26 protein-coding genes are annotated in these 25,240 nt (G+C 61.9%); 9 read left to right on the top strand and 17 right to left on the bottom strand.

Annotated features, from left to right (window positions below):
* The 6 genes from APH44_RS18845 to rplM all read right to left on the bottom strand — a co-directional run bounded on the left by APH44_RS18845 (position 1) and on the right by rplM (position 4,427).
* Positions 1 to 624 (bottom strand): glutathione S-transferase N-terminal domain-containing protein, encoded by a 624-nt coding sequence (locus APH44_RS18845; protein WP_054893993.1) that lies wholly within the window; start codon positions 622 to 624, stop codon positions 1 to 3.
* Between the two features lie 121 nt (positions 625 to 745).
* A complete protein-coding gene (locus APH44_RS18840) occupies positions 746 to 1,525 on the bottom strand; it encodes a cytochrome c1 (protein ID WP_054893992.1) in 780 nt (259 codons plus the stop codon).
* Positions 1,525 to 2,736: a cytochrome bc complex cytochrome b subunit gene (locus tag APH44_RS18835; RefSeq protein WP_054893991.1), complete on the bottom strand. Its 1,212-nt coding sequence runs from the start codon at positions 2,734 to 2,736 to the stop codon at positions 1,525 to 1,527. Before APH44_RS18835 ends, APH44_RS18840 begins: the two co-directional genes overlap by 1 nt.
* Positions 2,736 to 3,329, bottom strand: a complete 594-nt coding sequence (gene petA, locus APH44_RS18830; RefSeq protein ID WP_054893990.1) for a ubiquinol-cytochrome c reductase iron-sulfur subunit — start codon at positions 3,327 to 3,329, stop codon at positions 2,736 to 2,738. Before petA ends, APH44_RS18835 begins: the two co-directional genes overlap by 1 nt.
* Before the next feature lie 262 nt (positions 3,330 to 3,591).
* Positions 3,592 to 3,984 (bottom strand): 30S ribosomal protein S9, encoded by a 393-nt coding sequence (gene rpsI, locus APH44_RS18825; RefSeq protein ID WP_054893989.1) that lies wholly within the window; start codon positions 3,982 to 3,984, stop codon positions 3,592 to 3,594.
* A 14-nt stretch (positions 3,985 to 3,998) separates the two neighbouring features.
* Positions 3,999 to 4,427, bottom strand: coding sequence for a 50S ribosomal protein L13 (gene rplM / locus APH44_RS18820; RefSeq protein WP_054893988.1), 429 nt, complete (start codon positions 4,425 to 4,427; stop codon positions 3,999 to 4,001).
* A 257-nt stretch (positions 4,428 to 4,684) separates the two neighbouring features.
* Here rplM and APH44_RS18815 point away from each other — a divergent pair, with 257 nt between their 5' ends.
* Both APH44_RS18815 and APH44_RS18810 read left to right on the top strand, forming a co-directional pair.
* Positions 4,685 to 5,725: an NADP(H)-dependent aldo-keto reductase gene (locus APH44_RS18815; RefSeq protein ID WP_054893987.1), complete on the top strand. Its 1,041-nt coding sequence runs from the start codon at positions 4,685 to 4,687 to the stop codon at positions 5,723 to 5,725.
* 237 nt (positions 5,726 to 5,962) lie between these two features.
* A complete protein-coding gene (locus APH44_RS18810) occupies positions 5,963 to 6,859 on the top strand; it encodes a GlxA family transcriptional regulator (RefSeq protein WP_172964850.1) in 897 nt (298 codons plus the stop codon).
* 61 nt (positions 6,860 to 6,920) lie between these two features.
* Here the strand turns inward: APH44_RS18810 and zapE are convergent, their stop codons facing one another.
* The 3 genes from zapE to APH44_RS18795 all read right to left on the bottom strand — a co-directional run bounded on the left by zapE (position 6,921) and on the right by APH44_RS18795 (position 10,110).
* Positions 6,921 to 8,015 carry a cell division protein ZapE gene (zapE, locus tag APH44_RS18805; protein WP_054893986.1) on the bottom strand — a complete coding sequence of 365 codons (1,095 nt, stop codon included), beginning with the start codon at positions 8,013 to 8,015 and terminating at the stop codon, positions 6,921 to 6,923.
* A gap of 84 nt (positions 8,016 to 8,099) precedes the next feature.
* Entirely contained in the window at positions 8,100 to 9,449 is a 1,350-nt protein-coding gene (locus tag APH44_RS18800) for a tryptophan--tRNA ligase (protein ID WP_054893985.1), read from the bottom strand.
* Between the two features lie 25 nt (positions 9,450 to 9,474).
* On the bottom strand, positions 9,475 to 10,110 hold the full coding sequence (locus APH44_RS18795; RefSeq protein ID WP_054893984.1) for an alpha/beta hydrolase: 636 nt from the start codon (positions 10,108 to 10,110) through the stop codon (positions 9,475 to 9,477).
* A 135-nt stretch (positions 10,111 to 10,245) separates the two neighbouring features.
* Between APH44_RS18795 and APH44_RS18790 the strand changes: the two genes are divergently transcribed.
* Complete coding sequence (locus APH44_RS18790; RefSeq protein WP_054893983.1) at positions 10,246 to 10,683, top strand: YhcB family protein; 438 nt, start codon at positions 10,246 to 10,248, stop codon at positions 10,681 to 10,683.
* 62 nt (positions 10,684 to 10,745) lie between these two features.
* Here the strand turns inward: APH44_RS18790 and APH44_RS18785 are convergent, their stop codons facing one another.
* Entirely contained in the window at positions 10,746 to 11,951 is a 1,206-nt protein-coding gene (locus tag APH44_RS18785) for a methionine gamma-lyase (RefSeq protein WP_054893982.1), read from the bottom strand.
* A gap of 127 nt (positions 11,952 to 12,078) precedes the next feature.
* On the opposite strand from APH44_RS18785, the gene APH44_RS18780 reads away from it, so the two are divergent.
* The 3 genes from APH44_RS18780 (at position 12,079) to APH44_RS18770 (ending at position 13,288) form a co-directional block, all read left to right on the top strand.
* Positions 12,079 to 12,558 (top strand): Lrp/AsnC family transcriptional regulator, encoded by a 480-nt coding sequence (locus APH44_RS18780; protein WP_054893981.1) that lies wholly within the window; start codon positions 12,079 to 12,081, stop codon positions 12,556 to 12,558.
* Between the two features lie 167 nt (positions 12,559 to 12,725).
* Positions 12,726 to 13,046, top strand: coding sequence for an S-type Pyocin (locus tag APH44_RS18775; protein WP_054893980.1), 321 nt, complete (start codon positions 12,726 to 12,728; stop codon positions 13,044 to 13,046).
* The gene (locus tag APH44_RS18770) at positions 13,043 to 13,288 is read left to right on the top strand and encodes a bacteriocin immunity protein (RefSeq protein WP_054893979.1); all 246 of its coding nucleotides are present in this window, start codon (positions 13,043 to 13,045) and stop codon (positions 13,286 to 13,288) included. The genes APH44_RS18775 and APH44_RS18770 overlap by 4 nt, the downstream gene beginning before the upstream one ends.
* 61 nt (positions 13,289 to 13,349) lie before the next feature.
* Here APH44_RS18770 and cysN read toward each other — a convergent pair whose 3' ends face one another.
* The 3 genes from cysN to APH44_RS18755 all read right to left on the bottom strand — a co-directional run bounded on the left by cysN (position 13,350) and on the right by APH44_RS18755 (position 17,088).
* A complete protein-coding gene (gene cysN / locus APH44_RS18765) occupies positions 13,350 to 15,251 on the bottom strand; it encodes a sulfate adenylyltransferase subunit CysN (RefSeq protein ID WP_054893978.1) in 1,902 nt (633 codons plus the stop codon).
* Positions 15,252 to 15,266: 15 nt separating this feature from the next.
* Positions 15,267 to 16,184: a sulfate adenylyltransferase subunit CysD gene (gene cysD / locus APH44_RS18760; protein WP_009408193.1), complete on the bottom strand. Its 918-nt coding sequence runs from the start codon at positions 16,182 to 16,184 to the stop codon at positions 15,267 to 15,269.
* A 145-nt stretch (positions 16,185 to 16,329) separates the two neighbouring features.
* A complete protein-coding gene (locus tag APH44_RS18755; protein WP_054893977.1) occupies positions 16,330 to 17,088 on the bottom strand; it encodes a Nif3-like dinuclear metal center hexameric protein in 759 nt (252 codons plus the stop codon).
* 200 nt (positions 17,089 to 17,288) lie between these two features.
* On the opposite strand from APH44_RS18755, the gene algW reads away from it, so the two are divergent.
* On the top strand, positions 17,289 to 18,449 hold the full coding sequence (gene algW / locus APH44_RS18750) for a Do family serine endopeptidase AlgW (RefSeq protein WP_054893976.1): 1,161 nt from the start codon (positions 17,289 to 17,291) through the stop codon (positions 18,447 to 18,449).
* 36 nt (positions 18,450 to 18,485) lie between these two features.
* Here algW and APH44_RS18745 read toward each other — a convergent pair whose 3' ends face one another.
* From APH44_RS18745 to APH44_RS18730, 4 genes are all read right to left on the bottom strand, one after another.
* Complete coding sequence (locus tag APH44_RS18745) at positions 18,486 to 19,250, bottom strand: amino acid ABC transporter ATP-binding protein (RefSeq protein WP_054893975.1); 765 nt, start codon at positions 19,248 to 19,250, stop codon at positions 18,486 to 18,488.
* 10 nt (positions 19,251 to 19,260) lie between these two features.
* Entirely contained in the window at positions 19,261 to 20,358 is a 1,098-nt protein-coding gene (locus APH44_RS18740; protein WP_054893974.1) for an amino acid ABC transporter permease, read from the bottom strand.
* A 10-nt stretch (positions 20,359 to 20,368) separates the two neighbouring features.
* Positions 20,369 to 21,547: an amino acid ABC transporter permease gene (locus APH44_RS18735; protein WP_054893973.1), complete on the bottom strand. Its 1,179-nt coding sequence runs from the start codon at positions 21,545 to 21,547 to the stop codon at positions 20,369 to 20,371.
* Positions 21,548 to 21,614: 67 nt separating this feature from the next.
* Positions 21,615 to 22,643: an amino acid ABC transporter substrate-binding protein gene (locus APH44_RS18730; RefSeq protein ID WP_054893972.1), complete on the bottom strand. Its 1,029-nt coding sequence runs from the start codon at positions 22,641 to 22,643 to the stop codon at positions 21,615 to 21,617.
* Between the two features lie 336 nt (positions 22,644 to 22,979).
* On the opposite strand from APH44_RS18730, the gene APH44_RS18725 reads away from it, so the two are divergent.
* Positions 22,980 to 23,636, top strand: a complete 657-nt coding sequence (locus APH44_RS18725; protein ID WP_054893971.1) for an alpha/beta hydrolase — start codon at positions 22,980 to 22,982, stop codon at positions 23,634 to 23,636.
* A gap of 114 nt (positions 23,637 to 23,750) precedes the next feature.
* A complete protein-coding gene (gene rhlB / locus APH44_RS18720; RefSeq protein ID WP_054893970.1) occupies positions 23,751 to 25,208 on the top strand; it encodes an ATP-dependent RNA helicase RhlB in 1,458 nt (485 codons plus the stop codon).
* Positions 25,209 to 25,240: the final 32 nt, after the last annotated feature.

Below are 25,240 nucleotides of genomic sequence, written 5' to 3'. Positions count from 1 at the left end.
TTAAAGCTTGCGCATTTCACGTTCAGCAGCGGACAGGCTCGCCTGGAAAGGCTCGCGGGCGAACTGTCGCTCCATATAATCCAGCAGCGGCTTGGCTTGCCGCGGCAGTTCGATACCCAGGACCGGCAATCGCCAGAGTATGGGCAGTAGACAACAATCGACCAGGCTTTGCTCCTCGCTCATGAAGCAGGGAAACTCGCCGAACAGCGCCGAGACACCGGTCAGACTCTCGCGCAGCGACTTGCGCGCCTCGCCACGCGCAGCTTCGGCGGCACGCGGATCGAGAATGACATCAGCCAGTGCACACCAGTCACGCTGGATACGGTGCATCAGCAGGCGGCTGTTGCCGCGCGCTACCGGGTATACCGGCATCAGCGGCGGATGAGGATAACGCTCCTCGAGGTATTCCATCACCACGGTCGATTCGTACAACGCCAGGTCGCGGTCGACCAGGGTTGGCACGCTGCCATAGGGGTTCACTTCGATCAGTCTGGGCGGCAGACGATCGGCGATGACGTCGATGATCTGCACACTGACGCCCTTCTCGGCGAGAACGAGGCGTACCCGATGAGAATAATGGTCAGCGGGGTCGGAATAGCAGGCTAACCTGTTGGTCGCGCCCATGTAGCTCCTCCTCGCATGGGGATGCTTGTGAAACTGCAAATGCAAACGCGCCCTGGGAGGCTCCTCGCGATTGCGCAGGAGCGCCCCAGGGCGCGTTCAACTACCAGAAACTACTGCGTGATCAGTGCACGTCCTTCCAGTATTCGCGCTTGAGCAAGTAGGCGAACACGAAGAAGAAAGCCAGGTACAGCAGGACATAGGTACCGATGCGCTGACTTTCCAGTTTGACCGGGTTGGCCGAATAGGCCAGGAAGGTCACCAGGTTCTTGACCTTCTCGTCGAACTGCTCGGGCGTCAGGGTACCGGATTTCGGCTCGATGGTCAGCTGGTCACAGGCTTCATGGGTCAAAGGACTGCCAGTCAGCGGGTCGAACTGCTTCTTGCCGTCGACCACTGTCTGGATCTGCTTGCACCCAATCACCTGGTTGCCCTGCAGCCCGACCAGCACATTGGGCATGCCCACGTTCGGGAAGACCTTGTTGTTCACCCCATAAGGGCGCGACTTGTCTTCGTAGAAGCTGTGCAGGTAGCTGTACAGCCAATCGTTACCCCGCACTCGGGCGACCAACGTGAGATCGGGCGGCGCCGCACCGAACCAGGTCTTGGCATCGCTGGGCTGCATGCCGATCTTCATGTGATCGCCAATCTTGGCCCCCGTGAACACCAGCTTTTCGAGCATCAGCTCGTGGGGGATGCCAAGGTCATCGGCAACCCGCTCGTAACGCTGGAACTTGGCGCTGTGGCAACCCATGCAATAGTTGGCGAAGGTTCGCGCGCCATCCTGCAACGCGGCCTTGTCGGTCAGGTCGATATCGACCTTCTGCAGCTCCACACCCTGCTCGGCAGCAAAGGATAAGGCAGGCATCAATGCCAGGAACATTACTGCAATAAACTTTTTCATCAGCCAGTCACCCTTTCCGGAACCGGTTTTGTCTTCTCGAGCCTTGTGTAGAACGGCATCAGCAGGAAGTAGGCGAAATACAGCACGGTGCAGACCTGGGACAACAGGGTCCGACCGGGCGTAGGCGCCAGTACACCGAGCACGCCGAGAATGATGAAGGCCACGCAGAACACCAGCAGGAAGATCTTGCTCAACCAGCCCTTGTAGCGCATGGAGCGCACCGGACTGCGATCGAGCCAGGGCAACACGAACAGCACCGCGATCGCCGCGCCCATGGCGATGACACCGAACAGCTTGTCAGGCACCGCCCGCAGGATCGCGTAGAAGGGCGTGAAGTACCACACCGGCGCAATGTGCTCGGGCGTCTTGAAGGCATTGGCCTGCTCGAAGTTCGGTTTTTCCAGGAAATAGCCACCCATTTCCGGGAAGAAGAACACCACAGCACAGAACACGAAGAGGAATACCACGACCCCGACGATATCTTTCACCGTGTAGTACGGGTGGAAGGGGATGCCATCCAGCGGTACGCCGTTTTCGTCCTTGTGCTTCTTGATGTCGACACCGTCCGGGTTGTTCGAGCCCACCTCGTGCAGCGCCAGGATATGCAGTACCACAAGCCCGAGAATGACGATCGGCAGCGCTACCACATGCAGGGCGAAGAAGCGGTTCAGGGTGATGCCAGAGATCAGGTAGTCACCTCGGATCCATTGAGTGAGGTCATCACCGATCACCGGAATGGCACCGAACAGCGAGATGATCACCTGGGCGCCCCAGTAGGACATCTGCCCCCAGGGCAGCAGGTAACCCATGAAGGCCTCGGCCATCAGCGCCAGGTAGATCAGCATGCCGAACAGCCACACCAGTTCACGGGGCTTCTGGTAGGAGCCGTAGAGCAACCCGCGGAACATGTGCAGATAGACCACGATGAAGAACGCCGAGGCGCCGGTGGAGTGCAGATAGCGCAGGATCCAGCCGTACTCGACATCGCGCATGATGTACTCGACCGAGGCGAAGGCCTCCTCTGCCGAGGGCGTGAAGCTCATGGTCAGCCAGACCCCCGTGACGATCTGGTTGACCAGCACCAGCAGCGCGAGGGAGCCAAAGAAGTACAGGAAGTTGAAGTTCTTGGGCGCGTAATACTTGCTCAGGTGGTCTTCCCACATTTTCGTGGCGGGGAAGCGAGCGTCAATCCAGTCCATGAACTTGCTCATCATGCGTTCTCCTGATCGACGCCGATGACGATGATGTCGTCCGACTCGTACGAGTGCGGCGGCACTGGCAGATTGAGCGGGGCTGGCTGCGACTTGTAGACGCGACCTGCCAAATCGTAGTGCGAGCCATGGCAAGGGCAGAAATAGCCACCGACCCACTTAGGACCGAGGTCGGCGGGGGCGACTTCCGGACGGAAAGTCGGCGAGCACCCCAGGTGGGTGCACAAGCCAACGAGAATGAGGATTTCCGGCTTGATCGAGCGGACTTCGGGATCGACGTAGGTCGGCTGCACCGAAGCCTTGGACTCGGGGTCGGACAGGTCTGCGGTGATCTTTTTCAAATTGCCGAGGATCTCTTGCGTTCGTCGCACGATGAACACCGGTTGACCACGCCATTCGGCAACCATCTGCTGCCCGGGCTCTACCTTGGCGATATTGACCTTCACCGGTGCCCCAGCGGCTTTCGCCTTGGCACTGGGGAACCATGACCCCACGAACGGTACCGCAGCCCCCACTGCCCCCGCAGCCCCCACCACGGATGTGGCAGCTACGAGGAAGCGGCGCCGGCCTGCGTTGACGCCGTCATTGCTCATTCAGTCCTCTCCCATCAGCTTTCTTCTCGCCCGCTGGATCAGGCGTCTATTAGTAATGTCTGTGGCGCTAAAAATTGGCCGCCATGGTAAGAAACAAATCCACACACTGACAAGGTGATTACCCCTGGTTCGGGCTACAACCCTCGCTTTGCTTGATCTGCGTCTATGTGGCAACTCGGCCCGGACATGCTGACAGGTTAGTTCAAGACATAAAAAAAGCCCGGTTCCAAGGAACCGGGCTTTTTCGACTGCCGAAGCGGTATTAACGCTTGGAGTACTGAGGACGCTTACGCGCTTTACGCAGACCCACTTTCTTACGCTCGACTTCACGAGCGTCGCGGGTGACGTAGCCAGCACGACGCAGAGCGCCACGCAGGGTTTCGTCGTATTCCATCAGGGCGCGGGTGATACCGTGGCGGATAGCACCGGCCTGACCGCTGACACCACCACCGGCGACGGTGACGTAGATGTCGAACTTCTCAACGGTCTCGGTCAGTTCCAGCGGCTGGCGAACAACCATGCGAGCGGTTTCGCGGCCGAAGAAAGTGTCCAGAGGACGGTTGTTGATGGAGATGTTACCAGTACCCGGACGCAGGAAAACGCGAGCGGTTGCGGTCTTGCGACGGCCAGTGCCGTAATTTTGAGTCGCCGACATAATGAACTATCCCGTTAGATCTTCAGTTCTTGAGGCTGCTGAGCAGTGTGAGGGTGGGTAGCACCCGCGTACACTTTCAGCTTGCGGTACATGTCGCGACCCAGCGGGTTCTTCGGCAGCATGCCTTTGACCGCGGTCTCGATGACGCGCTCAGGGGCCTTGTCGATCAGCTTCTCGAAGCTGATTTCCTTGATGCCACCTGGGAAGCCGGAGTGGGAGTAGTACATCTTGTCCGAAGACTTGGCACCAGTTACACGAACCTGCTCGGCGTTGATGACGACGATGTAGTCGCCGGTGTCAACGTGAGGAGTGTACTCAGGCTTGTGTTTGCCGCGCAGACGGGTAGCGATTTCGGTAGCCAGACGACCCAGGGTCTGACCAGCGGCATCGATTACGAACCACTCGCGCTTTACTGTTTCCGGTTTAGCAGTAAAAGTTTTCATTCTCTAAAGCCTCAGAGGCCGCCCAGCGAAAAATAGACGGCGAATCTTACTGGATAGTGCACAACTTGCCAAGGGCAAGCGCGCAGCCGAGCACGGACGCTTTTGGGGGCTCGGGTCGGGCACGCCCATGATCGACGGGGTTCTTCCTGCGTGGTGGTGCATCACTTCCGCCACACGGAGAGGCCCAGCATTATCCAGATTGCGCAAAGATTTTCAACCTGCTTTGATGGTTTCTTTGTCCAGCAGAGAGCCTTCCGATGGAATACCGCAAGCTCGGCCGTACCGACCTCAACGTCAGCGCACTGTGCCTGGGCACCATGACCTGGGGTGAGCAGAACGTCCAGGATGAGGCCTTCGAGCAGATCGCCCTGGCCAAGACCGCCGGCATCAACTTCATCGATACCGCCGAAATGTACCCGGTGCCGCCGCGCCCGGAGACCTACGCGGCCACCGAACGCATCATCGGCAACTGGTTCGCCGCCAATGGCGACCGTGACGACTGGATCCTCGCCAGCAAAGTCGCCGGCCCCGGCAACGGCATCAGCCATATCCGCGACGGCCAGCTCAAGCACAACCGCCAGCACATCGTCGCCGCGCTGGACGAAAGCCTCAAGCGCCTGCAGACCGACCGCATCGACCTCTACCAACTGCACTGGCCGGAACGTTCGACCAATTTCTTCGGCAAGCTGGGCTACCAGCACTTGCCCAACGACCTGTTCACGCCGCTGGAGGAAACGCTGGAGGTGCTCGACGAGCAAGTGCGCGCCGGCAAGATCCGCCACATCGGCCTGTCCAACGAAACGCCGTGGGGCACCATGAAGTTCCTGCACCTGGCCGAAAGCCGGGGCTGGCCACGGGCAGTTTCGATCCAGAACCCGTACAACCTGCTCAATCGCAGCTTCGAGGTGGGCCTGGCGGAAGTAGCGATCCGCGAGCAGTGCGGCCTGCTGGCTTATTCGCCGCTGGCCTTCGGCATGCTGTCGGGCAAGTACGAAAACGGCGCGCGTCCGGAAAATGCACGCCTGACCCTGTTCAGCCGCTTCGCCCGCTACTCCAACCCGCAGACCGTGGCCGCCTGCAGCCGCTACGTGCAGTTGGCCCGCGAACATGGCCTGGATCCCGCGCAGATGGCCCTGGCGTTCGTCACCCGCCAGCCGTTCGTGACCAGCAACATCATCGGGGCGACCAGCCTCGAGCAGTTGCGCAGCAACCTGGCAAGCATCGAACTGAAACTCGGCGACGAACTGTTGGCAGCGATCGAGCTGATTCACCAGGGGCAACCGAATCCGGCGCCGTGAGGCGATAGCATTGCTGCCTTCTTCGCAGTTAGGACCGCGAAGAAGGCAGCGCATTTCTTCGGGGTAGACACAATCGCCAAAAAATAAGACGATCCAGCCGGTGATTGACCACTCTACCCTATAAGAACAATGACAATGATGTTTACCCAACCCTCCGCGTCGTTGCGGCGCGTCAGCATCCTGGCCATTGATAAGGTGTTCGCTTCGACACTGATGCAGGCCAAGGACTTCTTCCACCTGGCCAGCCTGCGTTACAGCAAGCAACTGGGCCTGGGGCTGCAATCGATGTTCGAGATTCACCTGGTGAGCCCTGACGGCCAGCCGGTGGACAGCTTCAGCGACGTACAACTCCCCGTCGACAGTGGCCTGGGCGACGCCGATGTGATCATCCTCCCGGCGTTCTGGGACGACTTCGACAACCTGCTCGCCCGCTACCCGCAAGTCCTGCCCTGGCTGCGTGAGCAGCACGCCCGTGGCGCCGTGCTGTGCGGTGAAGCCAGCGGCGTGTTCTGGCTCGCCGAGTCAGGCCTGCTCGACGGCAAGGAGGCGACCACCTACTGGCGCTTCTTCAACAGCTTCGCCGAACGCTTCCCCACCATCCGCCTGAACCAGGACAAGCACCTGACCGACGCCGACAACCTGTACTGCGCCGGCGGCACCACCTCGGCCTGCGACCTGTACATCTACCTGATCGAGCGCTTCTGCGGCGCCAACGTCGCCCGGGCGGTGGCTCGCGACATCCTCTACGAAGTGCAGCGCAACTACACGCCGGGGCGCATGGGCTTTGGCGGCCAGAAGCTGCACCAGGACCTGATCATCCTGCAGATCCAGCACTGGCTGGAGGAGCACTTCGCCGACAAGTTCCGCTTCGAGGACGTGGCGCGCAACCATGGCATGAGCATCCGCAACTTCATGCGCCGCTTCCAGAGCGCGACCGGGGACAAGCCACTGCACTACCTGCAGCGCCTGCGCATCGAGACAGCCAAGGGCCTGCTCTCGAGCACCCGCAAGAGCATCAAGACCATCAGTTATGAGGTGGGGTACGACGACGCGAGCTTCTTCGCCCGACTCTTCCGCCAGCACACTGAATTGTCGCCGAACCAGTATCGGCAGCAGTTCATGCAGGAAGCCTGAGAACACCAACCTCCCCTAGCGGGTGCGCCAAGCCCGCGCCTGCCAGGGGTCAGGTACTGCTTCAGGGTTTGTGCGCGCGAGCCAGGAACTCGTGGGACTGCATTTCCAGCAGTCGGCTGAGGGTACGCTGGAACTCGAAGCTCAGGCGCCCGCCGGTGTAGAGGTCCTTGAGCTCGACTTCGGCCGAAATGATCAGCTTGACGTTGCGATCATAGAACTCGTCGACCATGTTGATGAAGCGGCGGGCGATGTCGTCGGTGGTGACGCCCATCTGCTCGACATTACTCAACAGCACGGCATGGAAGATCTTGCCCAGCTCGATGTAGTCGTTCTGGCTACGCGGACCGTCGCACAGGGCGCGGAAGTCGAACCAGGCGACGTCGTCACAGGTGCGCAACGCGTGGATCTCGCGATTCTCGATCATCAGCACGTCGTTCTCGACCGCCTGGGTGCAATCGGGGGTCAGTGCCTTGAAACTGGCGCGCAGACTCTCGTGGGCAGCTTCGTTGAGCGGGAAGTGGAACAGCTCCGCCTGCTCCAGGTGGCGCAAGCGATAGTCGACGCCACTGTCGACGTTCACCACATCGGTGTACTGCTTGATCATGGCGATGGCCGGGAGGAAGCGCGCACGCTGCAGGCCGTCCTTGTACAGGCCGTCCGGCACGATGTTGGAGGTCGCCACCAACGAGACGCCGTTCTTGAACAGCTCTTCCATCAAGGTGCCGAGGATCATCGCATCGGTGATGTCGGACACGAAGAACTCATCGAAGCAGATCACCTTGGCTTCCTGGGAGAAGCGCTTGGCGATGATGGTCAGCGGGTTCTTCTCCCCCTTGAGGGTTTTCATTTCCTCGTGCACACGCTTCATGAAGCGGTGGAAGTGGGTGCGCATCTTCTCCTTGAACGGCAGCGCCTCGAAGAAGGTGTCGACCAGGTAGGTCTTGCCACGCCCCACCCCGCCCCAGAAATACAGGCCTTTGACCGGCGTCTGCTCCTTCTTGCCGAACAGCTTGCCGAACACGCCCGGCTTGTTGTTCTGCGCGGCGACCAGGTCGTCGTACAGGCGCTGCAAGTGACGCACAGCCGTTTCCTGCGCCGCGTCATGGAAGAAATCGGGGCGTTTCAGATCTGCTTGATATCGTTCTAGGGGCGTCATGATTCGTTAGCGAGGCAACAAAAAACGGGCCGTCACTGTAGCGACCGGCCCGCTTAATGGCAATCAGACTTGTGTCAATATGCCTCAGTCCTGCTGGGGCGCCAACGCCTCACGCAGGCTCAGCACCGCCGCATCACGGGCGCTTGCATCGGCGAACTGCGGCCCGTCGGCCACCTGCTCGCCATCGAGCCACAGGCTGAAGCCCAGGCCATCTACACGCACATCCGCCTCGCCACCCTGCTGCAGTTGCTTGCTCACCGCGCCTGCACTCTTGCCGTCGGCGAAGCTGCGCGACAGCAACAGTTGCTCGCCATCGGCGGCCAGCAGGCGGAAGCGGAAGCTGCCGTCTTCATCGCGGAAGCTGACGAAGCGCGCGCTCTTGGCGGCCTTCTTCTTCACTTCGGCGTTGACCTGGACGCTGCTGCGGAAGGAGCGCAGGCCCACCGACTCACGCAACTGCTCGAGGAACGGCGTGGCAATCTTGCGGGCCTTGGCGGCGCCGGCCAGGAGGATGTCTTCCAGGTCCGACGGCCGCGAGATCAATTGATGGTAGTGCTCGCGCTTCTCGGCCAACTGGCCGTCGAGCAACTGGAAAAGGCGGCTTTTCGCCTCGCCCCAGCCCAGGCCCTGCAGCAGCTCTTCGCGGAACTCGCCGGCTTGTGCGGCGCTGGCGAAGGCCTGGTACAGGGTGAACAAGTGGGAGTTGTCCGGGTCCTTCGCCTCGCCTGGGGCACGCGAATCGGTGACGATGCGCGAGATGGCGTCCTTCATGTCCTTGGCGCTGGTGAACAGCGGAATGGTGTTGTCGTAGCTCTTGGACATCTTGCGACCGTCCAGGCCCGGAAGCGTGGCCACGCTCTCCTCGATCACCGCCTCGGGCAGGACGAAGAACTCCTTGCCCTGGCCGAACAGGTGGTTAAAGCGCTGGCCGATGTCACGGGCCATCTCAACGTGCTGGATCTGGTCACGACCGACCGGGACCTTGTGTGCGTTGAACATCAGGATGTCGGCAGCCATCAGCACCGGATAGCTGTACAGGCCCATGGACACACCGGCATCCGGGTCTTCGCCGTTTTCCAGGTTCTTGTCGACCGAGGCCTTGTAGGCGTGGGCACGATTGAGCAGGCCCTTGGCAGCCACGCAGGTCAGCAGCCAGGTCAGCTCGGGGATCTCGGGAATGTCGGACTGGCGGTAGAACGTGACCTTGTCCGGATCCAGGCCGCCGGCCAGCCAGGTGGCGGCGATTTCCAGGCGCGAGCGCTGGATGCGCAGCGGGTCGTCGCACTTGATCAGGGCGTGATAGTCGGCCAGGAAGTAGAACGAGTCGGCACCGGGCTGCTGGCTGGCGAGGATCGCCGGGCGGATGGCACCGGCGTAGTTGCCCAGGTGCGGGGTGCCGGTGGTGGTGATACCGGTGAGAATGCGCGTGGTCATGGGTGATCGCTTATTCAGGCTTGGCTCAGTTCGAAAGACGCGGCAGCACCAGATCCTTCAGATCGGTCAGCTTGCCATGGAAGAAGTGTCCGCATTCTGCCACTTTCAGCAGCTCATGGGGGCGCGTCAGTGTGTCGGACCATTCATAGACCAGCGCAGGGTCGACCACCTCGTCGGCGTCGGGCTGGACCACGGTGATCGGGCACTGCTGCGCCAGCGGGAACTGCTCGGTCAGGCGCATCACCGCCGGGGCAATCATGAACAGATGTTGCAGCGTCACCCCGTCGGCCTCCAGGCGCCCAGCCAGGCTGGCGGCGACGAAGCCCCCGAACGAGAAGCCCATCAGTACCAGCGCCCGCTCAGGGTGTTTGTCGCGCAGCCAGGCCGCGGCGGCCTCGGCATCGGCCACTTCGCCAGCACCCATGTCGTGGCTGCCGGCACTCTGGCCGACGCCACGGTAGTTGAAGCGCAGGGTGCTGTAGCCGGCATCGCGAGCCGTGCGTTGCAGCGTCGAGACCACCTTGTTGAGCATGGTGCCGCCCTGGACCGGGTTGGGGTGGCAGATCAGCACCACGCCGCGGGCATCTTCCACGTCCAGGTACAAGGCTTCCAGCGGGCCACTGGGGCCGTCGATGAACAAGGGGGTTTCGCGGACAAGCAAGGCACTACTCCGTGACCTCGAGGGGGGTCGATTCGTCTAGAGGGGGAATTCTGTTCTGATTTGCGATTGCTCGCGGTATACAGCGCAGGTCTGAGCCGTTAACGTAAAGCAAAGCCGTTTATAGAGGAAGGACTCGTGGAACACTCGCTCCTTGTTTGGTTGCTGCCGACCCTGGCACTGGTCGTTGGTGTCGTCGTCGGTTTCGCCCTGGCCCGCCTTCTCCCCAACGCGGCTCCCAGCAGTACGCAACGCCAGCTGGATGACATCCAGCAGCGTTTCGACAATTACCAGAACGAAGTGGTCACCCACTTCAACAGCACTGCTTCGCTGGTCAAGAAACTGACCCAGAGCTACCAGGATGTGCAGGATCACCTGGCGGACGGGGCCAATCGCCTGGCCCTGGACGAACTGACCCGTCAGCGCCTGCTCGCTTCGTTGCACTCCGAAGCCGCGCAAGGTCCGCGCGATCGCCTGACACCGCCGAAGGATACCGCCGAAGTCCCACGTGACTACGCGCCCAAGGCGCCGAACTCGCCGGGCATGCTCGACGAGAGCTACGGCCTCAAGCGCTGACCCAGCAAGCATGACAAAGGCCGCGTAAAGCGGCCTTTTTTTGTGCCCGCGAGAAGTGGCCATCACTCAACTCGAACACGGCTCCCGAGGGCCTGCCCAAGATCCGCCAGCAGGTCGTCGACATCCTCCAGGCCCACCGACAACCGCACCAACCCCTCGGAGATCCCATGCTGCGCCCGCTCCTCGGGCGTATAGCTCGAATGGGTCATGCTCGCCGGGTGCTGCGCCAGCGACTCGGCATCGCCCAGGCTCACTGCACGCCTGAACAGCTGCAACGCGTTCATGAAGCGTCGCCCCGCCTGGATGCCACCCTTGAGCTCGAACGCAATCATCCCGCCCGGCAAACGCATCTGCCGCTGCGCCAGGCCGAACTGTGCAAAGCTCGGCAGGCCAGGGTAGTGAATCAGCTCGACCTGCGGATGCCGCTCCAGAAACTGCGCCACGCGCAAGGCATTGCTGCAATGGCGCTCCATGCGCAGGGCCAGGGTTTTCATACCGCGCATCAGCAGCGATGCGTCGTGCGGCGACAGCACGGCGCCGGTCATGTCCTTCAAGCCTTCCAGGCGAATACGGTCGATCAGCGCCTTGCGCCCCACCACCAACCCGGCGGTGATATCGCCATGGCCACTGAGGTACTTGGTCGCCGAATGCACCACCAGGTCCGCGCCCAGCTCCAGCGGGCGTTGCAGATAGGGGGTGCAGTAGGTGTTGTCGATCACCACCAGCAGCTCATGCTGGCGCGCCACGCCCACCACTGCGGCGATGTCCACCAGGTGCATGTTGGGGTTGGCCGGGGTTTCGAAATAGATCATCCGTGTATTGGAGGTGATCGCCGCCTCGAGCGCAGCGGGATCGTTCAGATCGACATGTTTCACCTTGACGCCGAATTCGCCGATGCCATGGTGCAGGAAAGCGAAGGTGCAGCCATACAGGGTATCGCCGACGATAAGCTCATCACCGGGACGCAGCAGCGTCCACAGCGTGGACGTAATGGCGCCCATCCCCGAGGCCAGCGCCAGGCCCGCCTCGCCACCTTCAAGCGAAGCCATGCGCTGCTCGAGCAGGGACAGGGTCGGGTTGGAGATACGGCTGTAGAAATGCCCGGCCTGCTCGCCGGCAAAACAGGCCGCACCATACTCGACGCTTTCGAACGCGTAGGTCGCGGTCTGGTAGACCGGCGGCACCAGCGCACCACCGTGGGACTGCGGGTCGTAGCCATGGTGAATGGCCCGCGTGGAAAAACCGGTCTTGTCGACAGTGGCGCGCATGACAACAGCCTCCTTGTTGTTTGTTCTAAGCTTATGCCTTGGCACACCGGATTTTTTTCCAAATTGCCCCGTGAACATCGGCAGTTCTGGAACAAAAACAACAATCAGACCGAAAAAAGGGCACACCATGCCAGCCCCTCTCGACCGAACCGACCGCGCCCTGCTTGGCGCCCTGCAAGACAACGCCCGCCTCACCGTCGCCGACCTCGCCGACCAGGTCGCCCTGACCACTTCACCTTGCTGGCGTCGGGTAAAGCTACTGGAGGAAGGCGGCTACATCACCGGCTACCAGGCCATCCTTTCGCCCAAGTCTCTGGGCTTTGGCGTCACTGCATTCGTCAGCATCATGATGGAATCGCACAACAAGGACGCTGCACGCGCCTTCGAGAAGCGCCTGATGGAAATCCCGGAAATCGTCGCCTGCCACAACATCTCGGGGCGCTATGACTTTCTCCTGGAGGTCCTTGCGCGGGACCTGGAGTCTTTCGGCGAATTCGCCCGCGAAGTGCTGCAGACACTGCCCGGGGTGAAGGAAATCTATTCGAGCTTTTCGTACAAGGCAGTGAAGGAAAGGCGAGTGATTCCGGTGGGGGAGAAGCATATCTAGGCGTCTTGCACAGGGTGCCAGCCCTGGACGACACCAGTAGCGGAGTTTTCTGACTCGCCACAAGAAAACAACCCGCGCAGAACTCGGCAATCGGAATCTATTCCCTGGCTGACCAAGCGTTGATCATGGGACACCTCACCCTGTCGTGCACAAGGAGCCCGAACGACATGGCCACACCCATCCCCACTCACATCGCCCAAAAACTCGCCGGACACCATTTCACAAGCTTCGACCAGTTCTCCAGCACCTTCTGGATGACCATCGCCGAAGACCCGGTACTCTCGAAGCAATTCGTCGAATCGCAATTGAACCGAATCAAGAAAGGCTGGGCGCCTCGCGCGCCGTTCGGTGAAACGGCCAGAGGCTTGCGCTCCTACCAGATCTGCCACCTCTTGCCACCGGAGCTCAGCGCAGTGGTGTACGACATGGACAACATGCGGATCATGAGCGCCCTGCAATATGCGCTGTCCTCGGAGGTCGAGGAATGATCACCTTCAGGCAACAGCTGAGCGACTACGCATCTGACGAGTTCGAATCACTGGTCGAAATGCTCGTCACCGCACAAGGTTCGTCCGAGTTCCAGGATGGGTTGCTGGAGCACTTCATCGACATCACCGCTCACCCGCAGGGGTCAGACCTCATCTATCACCCTGAATCAGGCACAAGCGAGTCGGCGAACAGCATTGTTCAAAAGGTGATGACGTGGCGGCAGGACAATGGGCTTGCCTGAATGGGTCTGGCCACCAACAGAAAACCCCGCCGAGGCGGGGTTTCTGGTGCAGCAGCGAACGTCAGATCGCGCCGCGCTGGCGCAGCACATCCAGCACTTGCTTCACGCCGTCCTCGACGCTGGTGCTCTGGGTGTCGATCACCAGGTCCGCATCCAGCGGCACATCGAACGGGAAGCTTTCACCCGGGATGTTGTCGCCACCGGCGGCATACAGGCCCTGTGGGTCGCGCTCGCGGCACGCCAGCGGCGAAGCCTGGACGTAGACGGTCACCAGGCGTTCCTTGCCGATCAGCGCCTTGGCCTGCTCGCGGCCTTCGGCATCCGGGGCGACGAAGGCGGCCAGGGTCAGCAGGCCGGCCTCGTTGAACTGGCGCGCCACGTGAGCAGCACGACGCCAGTTCTCGGTGCGACCGGCGCGATCCTGCGGCAAGCCCTTGTTCAGGTCATGGCGCAGGTTCTGGCCGTCGAGCACGTAGACCGCACGGCCCATGTCGAACAGCTTGCGCTCCACGGCGTAGGCCAGGGTGCTCTTGCCGGCGCCCGACAGGCCGCTGAACAGCACGGTGGCTGGTTGCTGGCCGAAGCGCAAGGCACGCTCCTCGGTGGAGACGTGGGCGAGCTTGCCGTGCTGACCGGTGCCGCCGTGCGGCAGCACCGGCGGGGCGATGATCATGCCGGCGCCAACGGTGCCGTTGGTCAGGCGATCGATGACGATGAACGCACCGGTGGTGCGGTTGCTGTCGTAGCCGTCCAGTGCGATGGCGGCGTCCAGGGCGACCTTGACGCGACCGATCTCGTTCAGTTGCAGCGCACTGGCGGCGCCCTGCTCCAGGGTGTTCACATCGACCTTGTGGGTGATGCTGGCAATCGAGCCTGGCACATAGCTGGTGGCGCGCTTGATGTCGTACTTCTTGCCCGGAAGCATCGGCTCCTCGGCCATCCACACCAGCATGGCCTCGAACTGGTCGGCCACCTGCGGGACGTTGTCGGCATGCACCAGCAGGTCGCCGCGGGAGATGTCGATCTCGTCTTCCATGGTCAGGGTCACGGCCTGACCTGGGCCTGCGTTCTCCAGCTCGCCCTCGTAGGTGACGATGGACTTGACGCGGCTGCTCTTGCCCGACGGCAGCACCACGATATCGTCGCCCTTGTGCACCACGCCACTGGCGATGGTGCCGGCAAAGCCGCGGAAGTTCAGGTTCGGGCGATTGACGTACTGCACCGGGAAACGCAGGTCGGTGACGTTGCGGTCAGCCGAAACCTCGACGGTCTCGAGGATCTCCATCAGCGCCGGGCCCGTGTACCACGGCGAGCGCTCGCTGCGGTTGACGACGTTGTCGCCCTTGAGCGCCGACATCGGCACGAAGTGCAGGCTCGACGGCTTCAGGTCGATGGCGTCGGCGAACTTCAGGTAGTCGGCCTTGATCGACTCGAAGACCTGCTCGTCAAAGCCTTTGAGGTCCATCTTGTTGATCGCGACGACGATGTGCTTGATGCCCAGCAACGAGGCGATATAGCTGTGGCGGCGGGTCTGAGTCTGCACGCCGTAGCGGGCATCGACCAGGATGATCGCCAGGTCGCAGGTCGAGGCGCCGGTGGCCATGTTGCGGGTGTACTGCTCGTGGCCCGGGGTGTCGGCGATGATGAACTTGCGCTTGGCGGTGGAGAAGTAGCGGTAGGCGACATCGATGGTGATGCCCTGCTCGCGCTCGGCCTGCAGGCCATCGACCAGCAGCGCCAGGTCGACTTCCTCGCCCGTGGTACCGGACTTCTTCGAGTCACGGGTGATGGCCTCGAGGTGGTCCTCGTAGATCATCTTGGAGTCGTGCAGCAGGCGCCCGATCAGGGTGCTCTTGCCGTCATCCACGTTGCCGCAGGTGAGGAAACGCAGCAGTTCTTTGCGCTCGTGCTGAGCCAGATAAGCGAGGATGTCTTCGCTGATCAAATCGGATTGGTGCGACATGGAGTAACCCTGAAGTTAGAAGTAGCCCTGACGTTTCTTGTCTTCCATGGAGCCGGCGCCATCGTGGTCGATGACTCGGCCCTGACGCTCGGAAGTACGCGTCAGAAGCATTTCCTGAATGATGTCGGTCAGCGTTTCGGCTTCGGACTCGACAGCGCCCGTCAACGGGTAGCAGCCCAGGGTACGGAAACGCACCTTCTTCTTGACGATGCGCGCCTTCTCCTCGTCGCTCAGGTGCTCGAGGATGCGATCGTCGTCGATCATGATCAGGGTGCCGTTCTTCTCGATGACTTCACGCTCGGCGGCGAAGTACAGCGGCACGATCGGGATGCCTTCGAGGTAGATGTACTGCCAGATGTCCAGCTCGGTCCAGTTCGACAGCGGGAAGACGCGGATCGACTCGCCCTTGTTGACCTTGCCGTTGTAGACGTTCCACAGCTCCGGACGCTGGTTCTTCGGGTCCCAGCGGTGCTTGCTGTCGCGGAACGAGTAGACACGCTCCTTGGCCCGCGACTTCTCTTCATCGCGGCGAGCGCCACCGAAGGCGGCGTCGAAACCATGCTTGTCCAGCGCCTGCTTCAGGCCTTGGGTTTTCATGATGTCGGTGTGCTTGGAGCTGCCGTGGGTGAAGGGGTTGATCCCCTGCGCCACACCCTCGGGGTTGACGTGGGTGATCAGCTCCAGCCCCATTTCCTCGACCATCTTGTCGCGGAAGCGGTACATCTCCTGGAATTTCCACTGGGTGTCGACGTGCATCACCGGGAACGGCAGCTTGCCCGGGAAGAAAGCCTTGCGCGCCAGGTGCAGCATCACGGCGGAGTCCTTGCCGATCGAGTACAGCATCACCGGGTTGTCGAACTCGGCGGCCACCTCGCGGATGATGTGGATGCTCTCCGCCTCCAGCTGTTTCAAGTGCGTCAGTTTGTCGACCATGGCTACTCACGAAAAACGATCTTATGGACGGCCAGCGGGCCGTGTTCGAGCGAGCCACTTTATCACAGCGCCTGATTCTATTTAGGAGGCCAGCTAGATCGAAACGGTCTAATGATATGACTGGGGGTTTGAGGACCGCACCTGCCTAAATCGGATTCGGGCAATCGATGAACAGGTGTTCCAGGGCAAAGCGCTTGGCCAGGTAGTCGCCCAGCGCCTGCACCCCATAGCGTTCGGTGGCGTGGTGCCCTGCTGCGATGAAGCTGATGCCGTTCTCGCGCGCGCTGTGGTACGTCTGCTCCGAGGCCTCGCCGCTGATGAACAGGTCGACACCCGCGGCGATGGCGTTGTCGATATAATCCTGGCCGCCACCGGTGCACCAGCCAACCCGGCGGATCATCCCCTCCCCCTCGACCAACAGCGGCTCGCGGCCCATGGCTTCGCGCACGCGGCGGGCGAAATCGCCGGCCGACATGGGCTCGGCGAGCGAGCCGATCAGGCCGACCACCCGCGGGTTTTCGGGGTCGAGAGGGCCTTCGACGGTAATATCGAGCTGGCGCGCCAACTGCACGTTGTTGCCCACCTCAGGGTGCACGTCCAGCGGCAGGTGGAAGGCCAGCAGGCTGATGTCGTGCTTGAGCAGGGTCTTGATGCGCCGCTGCTTGATCCCGGTGATGCACGGGCTCTCGCCCTTCCAGAAGTAGCCATGGTGCACCAGCACCAGGTCGGCCTCGGCTTCGACTGCGGCATCGAGCAAGGCCTGGCTGGCCGTGACGCCCGTGACGATGCGGCTGACCTGCGGACGCCCCTCGACCTGCAGGCCGTTGGGGCAGTAATCCTGGATCTTGGCGCTGGACAGGTAGCGCTCGGCTTCCTCGACCAGGGTGCTAAGGGCGACGGCCATGGAAAATCTCCTCGTAATTCGCTGCTTCAACGGGCGCCAGGCCTCGTATACTGGGCGCCATTATGGGCCGTCGCCGGATTCGGGGAAACCGGCGTACATCAGCTTCGGCTGCTTCGCGATCCATACCCTCACCGATCACCGAGGTGTATGATCGCGCGCGTTCGCGCCCCGGCCCTCGTCCCATTTCCAGGATTCATTCGATGCTCAAGGCTTTGCGTTACTTTGGCTGGCCCCTGCTCACTGGCGTACTGATCGCCGCACTGATCATCCAGCGTTTCCCGGAATGGGTCGGCCTGCCCAGCCAGGACGTCAACCTGCAACAGGCACCGCAGACTTCCCGGATCATGCAGGGCCCGGTCAGCTATGCCGACGCCGTCACCCTGGCGGCGCCCGCGGTCGCCAACCTGTACACCACCAAAGTGGTCAACAAGAGCGCCCATCCGCTGTTCGAAGACCCGCAGTTCCGTCGTTTCTTCGGCGACAACCTGCCCAAGCAGCGGCGCTGGGAATCGAGCCTGGGCTCGGCGGTGATCATGAGCCCCGAAGGCTACCTGCTGACCAACAACCACGTGACCAGCGGGGCCGACCAGATCGTGGTGGCGCTCAAGGATGGCCGCGAGACCCTGGCCCGCGTCATCGGCAGCGACCCGGAAACCGACCTGGCGGTGCTGAAGATCGACCTGAAGAACCTGCCAGCCATCACCATCGGCCGCTCCGATAACATCCACATCGGCGATGTCTGCCTGGCCATCGGCAACCCCTTCGGCGTCGGCCAGACCGTGACCATGGGCATCATCAGCGCCACCGGCCGCAACCAGCTGGGGCTGAACAATTATGAAGACTTCATCCAGACTGACGCGGCCATCAACCCGGGCAACTCCGGCGGTGCACTGGTCGACGCCAACGGCAATCTGATCGGCATCAACACCGCGATCTTCTCCAAATCCGGTGGTTCGCAGGGTATCGGTTTCGCCATCCCCGCCAAGCTTGCGCTGGAGGTGATGAAATCGATCGTCGAGCACGGCCAGGTGATTCGCGGCTGGCTGGGCATCGAGACGCAGCCATTGAGCGAGGAGCTGGCCGAGTCGTTCGGCATGCAGGGGCGTCCGGGCATCGTTGTCGCCGGTATTTTCCGCGACGGCCCGGCCCAGCGTGCCGGGCTGCAACTGGGTGACGTGATCATGAGCATCAATGGCGAGCCGGCCGGCGATGGTCGCAGGTCGATGAACCAGGTGGCACGAATCAAACCCAGCGAGAAGATCAGCATCGAGGTGATGCGCAATGGCAAGCAGTTGAAGCTGATTGCCGAGGTCGGGCTGCGTCCGCCACCGGCGCCGGTGGCGACCAAGGAAGAAAAGTAACAACGACATGGGGCCGCTTTTGCGGCCCCAGTCACATCAGTGCAGGATCTGGCTCAGGAACAACTTGGTCCGGTCACTGCGCGGCCGGTCGAAGAAGTCATCCGGCGAGGCCTGCTCGACGATCTCGCCCTTGTCCATGAAGATCACCCGGTTCGCCACGGTGCGGGCGAAGCCCATCTCGTGGGTGACGCAGAGCATGGTCATGCCGTCTTCGGCCAGGCCGACCATGGTGTCGAGCACTTCCTTGACCATTTCCGGATCGAGTGCCGAAGTCGGCTCGTCGAACAGCATGATCTTGGGCTTCATGCACAGCGCGCGGGCAATGGCCACACGTTGCTGCTGACCGCCCGACAACTGCCCCGGAAACTTGTGCGCCTGCTCTGGAATACGCACACGCTCCAGGTAATGCATGGCAATTTCCTCGGCCTTGCGCTTGGGCATCTTGCGAACCCACATCGGTGCCAGGGTGCAGTTCTCGAGGATGGTCAGGTGCGGGAACAGGTTGAAGTGCTGGAACACCATGCCGACTTCACGACGGATCGCCTCGATCTGCTTGAGGTCGTTGGTCAGTTCCACGCCATCGACGACGATGCGCCCCTGCTGGTGCTCTTCCAACCGGTTCAGGCAGCGGATGGTGGTGGACTTGCCCGAGCCGGACGGCCCGCACAGGACGATGCGCTCGCCCTGGCGTACGTTCAGATTGATATCCTTGAGCACATGGAACTGGCCATACCACTTGTTCACACCCTGCATCTGGATGATGCCTTCGGGGCCGGCAGGCTGCTTGATCGCTTCACTCATTTCGAAACTCCTAACGCTTGTGGCCAGTGTCCAGCTTGCGCTCCAGGTGCATGGAGTAGCGGGACATACCGAAACAGAAAATCCAGTAGACCAGGGCCGCGAACACGTAGCCCTCGGTCGCCATGCCGAGCCAGGCAGGATCTGCCGTGGCTTGGCGGGTGCTGTTGAGCAGGTCGAACAGGCCGATGATGATCACCAGGCTGGTGTCCTTGAACAGCGCGATGAAGGTGTTGACGATGCCGGGGATCACCAGCTTCAGGGCCTGCGGCAAGATCACCAGGCCCATGGCACGCCAATAGCCCAGCCCCATCGCCGCAGCTGCCTCGTACTGCCCCTTGGGAATCGCCTGCAGGCCGCCGCGAACCACCTCGGCAATGTAGGCCGACTCGAACAGGATCACGAAAATCATCGCCCGCAGCAGCTTGTCGAAGCTCGTGCCCTCGGGCATGAACAGCGGCAGCATCACCGACGACATGAACAGCACGGTGATCAGCGGAATGCCACGCCAGAACTCGATGAAAGTCACCGACACGGCCTTGACCACCGGCATCTTCGAGCGCCGTCCCAGCGCCAGCAGGATGCCCAGCGGCAAGGCTGCGGCGATACCTACGGTCGCGATGACCAGGGTCAGCATCAGGCCGCCCCATTGCGAGGTCGGCACCAGCGTCAGGCCGAAACTGCCACCGTGCAGCAGCAGGTAGGCGAGGATCGGATACAGCACCAGATAACCAATACCGTAGGGCACCTTGCGCGGGAACCGGCGGATGAATAGCGGTGCGGCGGCGATCACGCCCAGCCACACGGTCAGGTCGACCCGCCAGCGCAACTCGCTCGGGTAATAGCCGTACATGAACTGGCCGATGCGTTGCTGGATGAACACCCAACATGCGCCGTCCTTGGTGCAGTCCGCGCGGGTCGTGCCCGTCCAGTTGGCGTCCAGGAACGCCCACTGCAGCAGTGCCGGCACGATCAGCCAGACCAGGTAGATCGCGAACAGGGTCAACAGCGTGTTGATCCAGCTGGAGAACAGGTTGGCGCGCATCCACGCCAGCACGCCGACGGTCTTCACCGGTGGCGGCATATCGGGTTTGAAAACATGGGAAGTCATGCGCCTGTCCTCACCGCTCGATCAGCGCAATGCGCTTGTTGTACCAGTTCATCAGCAACGAGATGCTGATGCTGATCGTCAGATACACAGCCATGGTGATCGCCATGACCTCGACCGACTGGCCGGTCTGGTTCAGCACCGTGCCGGCAAACAGCGACACCAATTCCGGGTAGCCGATGACCGCCGCGAGCGACGAGTTCTTCGTCAGGTTCAGGTATTGGCTGGTCAGCGGCGGAATGATCACCCGCATCGCCTGCGGAATGATGACCTTGCGCAAGGTCGGCCCTTCGCGCAGGCCCAGCGAACGGGCCGCTTCGGTCTGGCCATGGCTGACCGAGCGGATACCGGCGCGTACGATTTCTGCGATGAAGGCGGCGGTGTAGATCGACAGTGCCAGGGTCAGCGCGAGGAATTCGGGAATCAGCACCCAGCCGCCGACGAAGTTGAAACCTTTGAGCTGCGGCACTTCCCACTGCAATGGGTTGCCAAACAGCAGCGCGCTGATACCGGGAATGCCAACGAGCAGCGCCAGCCCTACCCAGAACTTGTGGAACGGCTGGCCGGTCTCATCGAAGCGTTTGTTGGCGTAGCGCACCATCAGGACAATGGCCACGACCGCCAGCAGCACCGCCACGACGAACGGCCAGAAACCTTCGCCGATGGAGGCTCCGGGCATGTTCACGCCACGGCTGCTGATGAAGAACAGGTCATCGATGTTGATGCTGCCGCGTGGCCCCGGCAAGGCGGTGAATACCGCGAAGTACCAGAACAGGATCTGCAGCAGCGGTGGAATGTTACGGAAGGTCTCGACGTAAACGGCCGCGAGCTTGCTGATCACCCAGTTCGAGGATAACCGGGCAACGCCGACGACGAAGCCAAGCACGGTGGCGATGATGATGCCGATGACACTTGCCAGCAGGGTATTGAGCAGGCCGACCAGCAACACCCGTGCATAGGTGTCGGCTTCGGTGTAGTCGATCAGGTGCTGGGCGATGCCGAAACCGGCACTGCGCTCGAGAAAGTCGAAGCCCGAGGTGATCCCTCGGTGCTGCATGTTGGTCTGGGTGTTGTGGATGAGGTACCAGCCCAGGCCGATCACGGCCACGACCGTGATGATCTGGAACAGCCACGCGCGCACACGTGGATCGCTCAGGGATAACCCTTTCCGTGCGCCGATATGATTTTGCATGAAATGCCCCGAAAAGAAGGGAGTCGAACGACCCGCGACGGCCGGATGCCGTCGCGGGGGGCAGCCATCAGCGCACAGGCGGTGCGTACTGGATGCCGCCGTTGTTCCACAGGGCATTCAAGCCGCGGTCGATTTCCAGCGGGGTGCTCTTGCCCAGGTTCTTCTCGAACACTTCACCGTAGTTACCGACTTGCTTGACGATCTGCACTACCCAGTCCTTGGGCAGCTTCAGGTCCTTGCCGTACTCGCCGTCGGCACCCAGCAGGCGGGCGACGTCGGGGTTCTTGGTGGACTTGGCTTCGGCCTCGACGTTTTTCGAGGTCACGCCTGCTTCTTCGGCGTTGAGCATGGCGTAGAGGGTCCACTTGACGATGCTGAACCACTCCTCGTCGCCTTTACGCACGACCGGGCCCAGGGGCTCCTTGGAGATGGTTTCCGGCAGCACCACGTACTCGGTGGGAGCCGCCAGCTTGGAGCGCTGTGCGTAGAGCTGCGACTTGTCGGACGTCAGCACGTCGCAACGACCGGACTCCAGCGACTTGGCGCTCTCGTCGGAGGTGTCGAAGGTGATCGGGGTGTACTTCAGGCCATTGGCGCGGAAGTAGTCGGAGACGTTCAGCTCGGTGGTGGTACCGGCCTGGATGCAGATGGTCGCGCCATCGAGCTCCTTGGCGCTGGAAACGCCCAGCTTCTTGTTCACCAGGAAGCCCACGCCGTCATAGTAGGTGACACCGGCGAACACCAGGCCCATGCCAGCGTCACGCGAGCTGGTCCAGGTGGTGTTGCGCGACAGTACGTCGACTTCGCCGGACTGCAGCGCGGTGAAGCGCTCCTTGGCGTTGAGCTGGCTGAACTTGACCTTGGTGGCGTCGCCGAACACGGCGGCAGCCACGGCGCGGCAGACGTCGGCGTCGATGCCGACGATCTTGCCTTGGGCGTCAGGAACGGAGAAGCCCGGGAGGCCGTCGCTCACGCCACACTGGACGAAGCCCTTCTTCTTTACCGCATCGAGCGTGGCGCCAGCCTGGGCGGCGCCCACGGTGCCCAGGGTGGCGGCAGCGGTCAGGACTGCCAGCGTGGTTTTCAACATCTTCATCAACAACCTCCAAATGCTCTTGTTGTACCGAGCCGGAATTGCACCGCACCCTTATGAGGCGCATCCGACCCTTGTTGGCTTGTTTTTGGGTCAATTGGCGCAATGGGCTGTTCTGTGACAGCCTTCCATCCACGTGGGCGGGTGTTACCGTTCAGGTCCCCGTCCATCGCATCGGTACGAACGTAGCAAAGCGCGTACCATAGTTGCCGCCTTAAGCGTTTAAGCATGCGTCAAGGGGGTAAAGTTGTAGAGTTGCGACATCTTTTTATGGCACTAACCACCAGCGCCTTCTTTTTACGCACTCAATAAGTTCTTACGCACTTTTTCGGAGCAGTCATGACCAACCCGCTGATTCTCGAACCCCAGAAGACCGCCGACGCCTGTGTGATCTGGTTGCACGGCCTGGGGGCCGACCGTTACGACTTCCTACCGGTGGCCGAATTCATGCAGGAACGTCTGCAAAGCACCCGTTTCATCATGCCCCAGGCGCCGACCCGCCCAGTCACCATCAACGGCGGCTATGCCATGCCGAGCTGGTACGACATCAAGGCCATGACCCCGGCCCGGGCCATCGACGAGGCGCAACTTGAAGAATCGGCCGACCAGGTCATCGAGCTGATCAAGGCCGAGCAGGCCAAGGGCATCAACCTGTCGAGGATCATCCTCGCCGGATTTTCCCAGGGCGGCGCCGTAGTGCTGCATACCGCCTATATAAAGTGGCAGGAAGCGCTCGGAGGGGTGATCGCCCTGTCCACCTACGCACCGACCTTCACCGAAAGCCATCAGCTCAGCGCTTGCCAGCAACGTACCCCGGCCCTATGCCTGCATGGCGTGCATGACCCGGTGGTGATCCCGTCGATGGGCCGCACGGCCTTCGAGTACCTGAACACCTGGGGCGTGGCCGCGCGCTGGCACGAATACCCCATGGAACACGAGGTGGTGGTCGAGGAACTGAGCGATATCCACGACTGGCTGGCCAAGCGCCTGCTGTAAATCGACGTGCGCCTGTAGCCGTCGGCGCATTGGACTACACCCGGTACTACGCCGAGCCTGGATCTTGCATTACACTGCCCGGCGTACATTCCTTAACCAGTTGACGAGACGACCGTGCTCAAGGCACTCAAGAAAATATTCGGCAAGGGAGACGCCGCCCCACAGGCCGTCGCGCCCGCTGCCCCCGTGATTGCACCCACGCCTCAGCCTGCACCGGCCCGGCCCCCGAAACCGCCAAGAGCGAAGTCTGCGCCGCGCAGCCAGCCCGAACCTGTGGCCAAGGCTGAAGCCGCGCCTGTCGAGCCGCCCCGGGAAAAAACCCGCCGTGAGCGCAAACCCAAGCCCCAGGCCAGCCTGTGGAAGCCCGAGGACTTCGTGGTCGAGCCTCAGGAAGGCAAGACCCGCTTCCACGACTTCAAGCTCTCCAACGAGCTGATGCATGCCATCCACGACCTGGGCTTCCCCTACTGCACGCCGATCCAGGCCCAGGTCCTGGGTTACACCCTGCGTGGCCAGGATGCCATCGGCCGGGCCCAGACCGGCACCGGCAAGACGGCCGCGTTCCTGATCTCGATCATCTCGCAGCTGCAGCAAACCCCGCCGCCCAAGGAACGCTACATGGGCGAGCCGCGTGCCCTGATCATCGCCCCGACCCGCGAACTGGTGGTGCAGATCGCCAAGGACGCCGAGGCCCTGACCAAGTACAGCGGGCTGAACGTGATGAGCTTCGTCGGCGGCATGGAGTACGACAAGCAGCTCAAGGCCCTGGAAAAGCGCTACTGCGACATCCTGGTCGCCACCCCGGGCCGCCTGCTGGACTTCCAGCAACGCGGCGAAGTGCACCTGGACATGGTCGAGGTGATGGTGCTGGACGAAGCCGACCGCATGCTCGACATGGGCTTCATCCCACAGGTACGCCAGATCATCCGCCAGACCCCGCCCAAGAGCGAACGCCAGACCCTGCTGTTCTCCGCCACCTTCACCGACGACGTCATGAACCTGGCCAAGCAGTGGACCACTGATCCGGCCATCGTCGAGATCGAGCCGGAGAACGTCGCCAGCGAGACGGTCGAGCAGCACGTCTATGCCGTGGCGGGCAGCGACAAGTACAAGCTGCTGTACAACCTGGTCACGCAGAACAAGTGGGAACGGGTGATGGTCTTCGCCAATCGCAAGGACGAGGTGCGGCGCATCGAGGAGAAGCTGGTGCGCGACGGCATCAATGCCGCCCAACTGTCGGGCGATGTGCCGCAGCACAAGCGCATCCGTACCCTGGAAAACTTCCGCGAAGGGCGCATCACCGTGCTGGTGGCCACCGACGTGGCCGGGCGCGGGATCCATATCGACGGTATCAGCCACGTGATCAACTTCACCCTGCCGGAAGACCCGGACGACTACGTGCACCGCATCGGCCGTACCGGCCGTGCAGGCACCAGTGGTGTGTCGATCAGTTTTGCCGGCGAGGATGACTCCTACCAGTTGCCGGCGATCGAGGAACTGCTGGGGCGCAAGATCAAGTGCGAGATGCCGCCGGATGAATTGCTCACGCCAGTGCCGCGCAAGCATCACTGACCTTCAGCGGGCTACATAGCCCCTGTAGGAGC

The organism is Pseudomonas sp. NBRC 111143, assembly GCF_001320965.1.
GTDB classification, from domain to species: domain Bacteria; phylum Pseudomonadota; class Gammaproteobacteria; order Pseudomonadales; family Pseudomonadaceae; genus Aquipseudomonas; species Aquipseudomonas machongensis.
This window is presented reverse-complemented; position numbering and strand designations above follow the sequence as displayed.